Consider the following 5982-nt stretch of genomic DNA (forward strand, 5'->3'; position numbering starts at 1 on the left):
CCGGTCCTGCTGACCGGCTCGACCGAGGCAGAGGCGATCAAGCTGTTCGCGAACACCTATCTTGCCCTGCGCGTGGCCTATTTCAACGAGCTGGACAGCTATGCCCTGTCGCTTGGCCTGGACAGCCGCCAGATCATCCAGGGTGTCGGGCTGGATCCGCGCATCGGCGCCCATTACAACAACCCGTCCTTCGGCTATGGCGGCTACTGCCTGCCCAAGGACAGCAAGCAGCTGCTGGCGAACTACAACGACGTGCCCCAGAACCTGATCGCCGCGGTGGTCGAGGCGAACCGGACCCGCAAGGACGTGATCGCCGACGCCATCCTGGCGCGCAGGCCGCAGGTGGTGGGCATCCATCGCCTGGTGATGAAGGCCGGGTCCGACAATTTCCGCCAATCCGCGGTCCAAGGCATCATGAAGCGACTGAAGGCCAAGGGGATCGAGGTTGTCGTGTTCGAACCCGCCCTGCCCGACGCACGGTTTTTCGGGTCCGAGGTGATCCGCGATCTGACTGACTTCAAGGCGCGCGCCGACGTGATCGTGGCGAACCGCCTGACCCCGGACCTGCAGGACGTGGCCGACCGGGTGTTCACCCGCGACCTGTTCGGCGGCGATTAAAGCTACGAAGCTTCAGTCAGCGCCGTAAAAAAACGCGGAAGGCGCAATAGTCTGCGCCCTCTGCCCAGTAGTGACATAGCCCGCTCGGTTATATGGATCAGTGCCGTCTGACTAGACGGCCAAAGGCGCGAACCGGAGCGCTAATGCGCCAAGATGTGCTAGAGAGGAATTCCTGACGTTGCGCCCTTAGTTGGCCGCGCAGTGCCTCAATCTCCTTTTTAGACTGCGCCAGCTGCTGTCGCGTCAACTCGGCGGCGGCGGTACTCTCCTGTTGCTCGGCCTTCACGCGGGCGGCCTCTTGTTCTAGTTGCTTAGCCCGGTTCGCTACTTCAAGGGTCTCGCGACGTATCACGGCCAGGGTGGCATCGCGGTCGATCAGGCGATCCGTAAGCATGTCTAGCTCGTGCAGCTGGCGAACTTGATGGGCCTCGGCCTCGGCTTGGGCTTGGCGGGCGGCATCGCGATCCCGCAAGGCCTCGTCGCGGGCATGGGTGATCTGAGTCAGGTGCTCGTCTAACATGGCTTTATCCTCGGTAGATTGGGTTAGGCGCGCTTCAAGTATGGCCTTTTCGGCTTTAAGCGCCTCTTCGCGGGCGCGAGTCGGAGCTAGCTGCGCCGATCGGCTGCTAAGGGCCTGCATGGCCCCTGAAAACAACCTGTCGGCCTCTTCGAATTCAGCGCTAATCTTGTCCAGCCGGGCGTGATCCTCAGCCTGCTCGCCTTGGGCGCCCCACCGCTCAAAGATCTCCAGCGTCTGGCGGATCAGTCCAGGCACGCGGGTATCTTCAAGAACCGCTCGTGCGCCGTTGTCGTAGTGGCGCAGCGCACGGTTCACACGCGCTGCTCCGGCCTCTGCCGGGCGTGGCCAAGGAAAGCCGAAGGCAGTCTCGACCGCCTCGGCCACTGCAGCCGGATCGCGCAGTAGTACTTCGTAGGAGGTGAAGTGGCGCACTTGCCCGCGACTATGACGCTCGGCCTGCAACACTTGTGACAGCCAAATCAGTAACGACAGGGCGGGGTCGATCTCGTTACGCTGCTGTAACGATGCGGCGATCTCAGAGGGGCTACGATGGGTATGTAGATAGACGCAACGATAGTCTTCTGCGTCCAGGACCCCCTGCCAGAACTGCAGCAGCATGCTGAGGCGCGGATCCTTAAGATATATTAGCGACCCATTACCATATTCTTCCTGCAGCAGGGTACGGGCCTTGTCATGGAACTCTGCAAAGCGGGGCGAGAGATGTGCATTGGGGCGAAGCGGGCGCCAATCGTCCCACCGCGACCCTAAGGCATTCAAGATCGCGTCGTTAAGAGCCACAACCGGCGCAGATTCGAAATGCCCCGCCGAATTCGTCGGACTGGCAGGGATCGGGGTCTTTGGTCCGCGACAACCCAGCCCGTCCAGCATCCCCGCCAAAGACGAGGTTCCTGAACGGTGCATTCCCAAGACGACGACCGCCACCTTACCGGGGCGGTCCGTTGTCGATACGTCGGTCATCATATACTCTGCCCAATTATGGTCTGCGGGTTTTGTACCTTCATGACCTGAAGCTGCTGCTGTTTCTCCAGCATTCTTTTACGAATGATATCGTGATGGACGGGACGCGCGACGGCCAGCGCACCCCTGCGGGTGGCAATCGCCTGCTCCAGTTTCCCCATTTGATCCGCTCCTGTCCAAACGCTGGATGGATTAAGGCGATACACCCCCATCACTTTGTCGACAAATCCGATCTTTCCGATCCTGTCGAGATAAAAAGCTAGGGCGATCTCGCTCAAGCGCGGATGATAGATTGAAGAGGGTAGGCCGAGCAGGATGCTACGCCGGAACATCATCGATGAGAAGTTCACGATAAGGTTGAGGTTCTGATCCTTCGTGAAGTGCGCTCCGGTCAGCAGTGGCGGCAGCTTGTCTTGACGTTTGAGTACCCGGCGGCTGTTCTTGGCCATGTCGAACAGCTCGATCCGAGAGAAGACGGCACCCGCCTCAGCATGACTTGCCAAGAAATCGGCTTGGCGGGCATTTTTCTCCGGATCGATCCAATAGTCGTCACCCTCCAGAATGGCCACGGAATTGCCCGCTGCCTCGCGGAAGCAATGCTGATAATTGGCCGAGACGCCCAGATTGCGACCGGTGCTAATGTTGCGGATGCGAGTCGGGTAACGCGCGGCATAGCGCGCCATAATCCGCGCCGTCCCGTCTGATGATCCGTCATCAGCCAGCAAGATCTCATGCGTGAAATCACCGCGTTGTTCTAGAGCGCTTTCGATTGCCTCTACGATGAATTCTTGATGGTTGTAGCTGAGGATTGCAGTCGAGACTGTGGGACGCGGCGAATGCTTGCTATGCACCGCCACCTTGGCGCGCAGAAAGGATTCCCGCACCGATATGCGATCAGAGCCTTGTCCTTCTTTGTCATCGCTGTAATCGAGGAAGACGCGCGGCAAGAACACGGGCTCTTGATGAGCAGTATAGCGCAGGATCAGATCCCAATCGACAAGCCGCCGCAGATCTAGGTCGAACCCGCCAAACCGCTGAACTAGCGAGCGGCGATGCACGAACACCCCCAAGTCGATATAGTTACCCCCAATCATTTCCTTACGCAGATAGGGACGGCCAATGACCCTACCGGTTTCAACAAATATGATTTGGCCATAAAAGCAGTCTCGGTCTGGGCGTTCGATGATCGAATTTGCCATCACGCTCAGGAAATTTGGGCGCAACTGGTTGTCGCTGTCGAGATAGGCGACCCAGTCGTGCCGTGCATGGGCAAGCCCAACATTGCGCGCTGCACAGACACCTATCGGCGCGTCGAGCTTGACATAGCGGATAGTGCCGCTGTCCAACTGAGCTCCGAAATCGCGTCTTACGACCTCTGCCGTGTCGTCGTCAGAGCCGTCATCTACGATGATGAGCTCGAAATTTTGATGCGTCTGGCGAAGCGCCGAACCGATCGCCGCGCTAATGCACCACGATCGGTTGCGTGTCGGCATAATGATCGAAAAGCCGGTCTGATCTGCATCAACAAAGCGTCCGATAGAAAAGTCCGCCACGGCGACTTCGAAGATCGCAGGCGCGTTTTGGTGCAGCCATCGAAGGGTACGGTCAATGCCTTCGGCATTGCTTTGGGTCTGCAGCAGCGCCTTAGCTTTGACCAATGGCAGGCCCATCTCCATCGCTCTGATCGGGTGTTCGGCGATGTTGCGATAAGTTGGGTCGGCGGGATGCACACCCTCAAGGCAATTCTCGACCATTGCTCCCCATCGAAAGCCTGCCTTTTCCAACGTTCTAGTTAGACCAATCTCATATTTTAGGATGACCTCTTGGACATTGGGCTGCTTCGTCACTCCATCTAGAAAGCCACGGAAGACCTGCGACTGGAACACATGCCAGCCCAGCACCACGAAGAAACTTTGCAGATGGGGATGAAATTCACGGCTGTCCGTTGCGCCCCAGAAATCCAAATGACGAGCATCCATGCGCTCGAACATCGGGGCAAAGCTGCCTACAGGGCCGAAGCAGCTGTCATTGCACAGGATAAGATCGTCAGCCTCATCTAGCCAACCCTCCTGCCGCGCCCAGGCCACGCCGCGCTTGTACGAGCCGAAATCATACTCGCCGTGCCGCTCGGCGATGACATGATCTGCCAGCCCTGCCAGTGCCGCACGCCGGACAGGGCCAATGTTGTTGTCACAGACTACCACAATGTGGTCAACGAGGGACCGGAGCCCCTCTAAATAGGGGCGAACCTGCGGAGGCAGCGTGCCGTCGCCGCTGTAGCTGGCAAATACCGCCACTCGGCGACGCTTCGGTAGTCGGCGGTTGCGTTGAAAACGACTACGCGCGGCCTCCAGGTCGGACAGCGTCTGCGTTATTGACATTGACTCGCGTGGCAGCGTTGTCGGAAAGCCAGATATACGCTGCGGTAGCGCGCTATCGTCGCGCTGATCAGTTAGCAGCACCGTGCCGCCTGAAGCTGCGACTGCCAACCCGAACAGACGTTCGAACACCGCAACGGTTGCGATGTCATCGCCCTCTCCGTCGTGCTCCAATTTAATTTTCAGTGCCTTGAGACGCCGTAGGATGTCGGTGCGAATCCAAAAGCAGCGACCCGCAATGAAGCCCCAGCTCTCGTTGCGCAGATCGAACCCCTCCAGCATAGGTTCGGCCAGCGTCCGGATATCATCGCCCGTGGCCTCCAAGTAGGCCGGGCCATAGAGGAACAACTGCCGCGCACCTGCCAACATCACCTGCGGATCGTTTCGGAACCCTGTCACGATCCGTTCGACTTGCGGAAGCGATCCCAGTACACCGCTCAGCAACGTACGCCGCCAAGCTTCGGGCATCTTAGGGCCCTTCTTTGAATGGATCTTGCAGACAAAGCTGTAGCGGCTCAGATCAACCTGGTCCATCAGCTGCATCAGCGCGCCGATATCCTGGCCCAAATTTCGCACCGCTACCAGCTGCGCACCAGCAAAGCTGTCGGAGATGCGCTGACAGTCCTCGGGCGAGAGGCTGTCGGCGAAAGTCACGAACCGATCAGCCTCAGCGGGAAAGTTCTCGCAGGCCGCGGATAGGTCGTCCAACGTGTCCAGATGCCAGACATGGACAATCAGCGCGAACGCGTCGGAAGGACGGTCGGGGTGTGTGGGCAGGGTCAGGTCCGGGGTATCTCTAGGCACCGGTCAGGGCTCCTCTAGGCGGCGGTCGGGGGAGGGCGGCCGCGTGTCGTCGGTTGTGCAGGACGGTGGACGAACCCAATCGGGCCGGACAAAGCGTCATGCATACTGCCCCATATCATCTACATACCCGATACCACCAGTGGTTGCGAACCGATCGGTGTGCTATCAGCGAAAAGTGCCACTAGTTTTGACATTGCGAGGAGGTGAGGGATGTAAGGTACCTGCCGCAGTCATGGCTTTATTGTAATTAGTTCCATTGCCGTAATCCGAAACCGCCCAGGACATTTCAACGGATCAAAGCGTAGTTGCTGGTTGCGACCTCCCGCAGAAACAGTGAATTCCAAGGCATTTGGCCCAACCGATACATGCCTAGATATCGAGCACTTTTCGAAGAAAGTATGCTCGCCCCCTGTCTGCCCAATGAAAAGCTGTGCAATGCTGTTCACCTCGCTCTCTATTTCTATACGAAGGAGGTAGTCAGTTCCTGCCCTGAGCGACGTATCACCAAAAAAAATTATAGGATCTCGACCGGTTGATTCCAGCCAAGCGTCGTTATTAGGATCGACCGTCAGTTGTTCGTTAAGCTTTGCAGGCCCAAGTCCGCCAAATCTCAACCTCCCAACCTGTTGTCTCCAGCGCTGATAATGATCTGGGTAAGGCTTGTAACATACATTCCCCAAGTGG

Annotated in this window: 4 protein-coding genes; 1 reads left to right on the forward strand and 3 read right to left on the reverse strand. The window is 58.2% G+C overall.

Annotated features, from left to right (window positions below; genetic code table 11):
• On the forward strand, positions 1-618 hold a 618-nt coding region (locus TW83_RS15990), incomplete at its 5' end, for a UDP binding domain-containing protein (RefSeq protein WP_045983777.1).
• 97 nt (positions 619-715) lie between these two features.
• Here TW83_RS15990 and TW83_RS19495 read toward each other — a convergent pair.
• The 3 genes from TW83_RS19495 to TW83_RS21895 form a co-directional block, all read right to left on the reverse strand.
• Positions 716-2116 (reverse strand): hypothetical protein, encoded by a 1401-nt coding sequence (locus TW83_RS19495; protein ID WP_157001681.1) that lies wholly within the window; start codon positions 2114-2116, stop codon positions 716-718.
• A complete protein-coding gene (locus tag TW83_RS19500) occupies positions 2116-5298 on the reverse strand; it encodes a rhamnan synthesis F family protein (RefSeq protein WP_052714946.1) in 3183 nt (1060 codons plus the stop codon). Before TW83_RS19500 ends, TW83_RS19495 begins: the two co-directional genes overlap by 1 nt.
• Before the next feature lie 230 nt (positions 5299-5528).
• Positions 5529-5982: hypothetical protein (locus tag TW83_RS21895; protein WP_204245788.1), on the reverse strand; the 454-nt coding region annotated here is incomplete at its 5' end.

This window comes from Paracoccus sp. S4493 (genome assembly GCF_000967735.1).
GTDB lineage: Bacteria > Pseudomonadota > Alphaproteobacteria > Rhodobacterales > Rhodobacteraceae > Paracoccus > Paracoccus marcusii.

Coding starts and splice junctions, on each gene's coding strand:
- TW83_RS19495 (WP_157001681.1), bottom strand. CDS start 2,116: ATGACCGACGTATCGACAACGGACCGCCCCGGTAAGGTGGCGGTCGTC.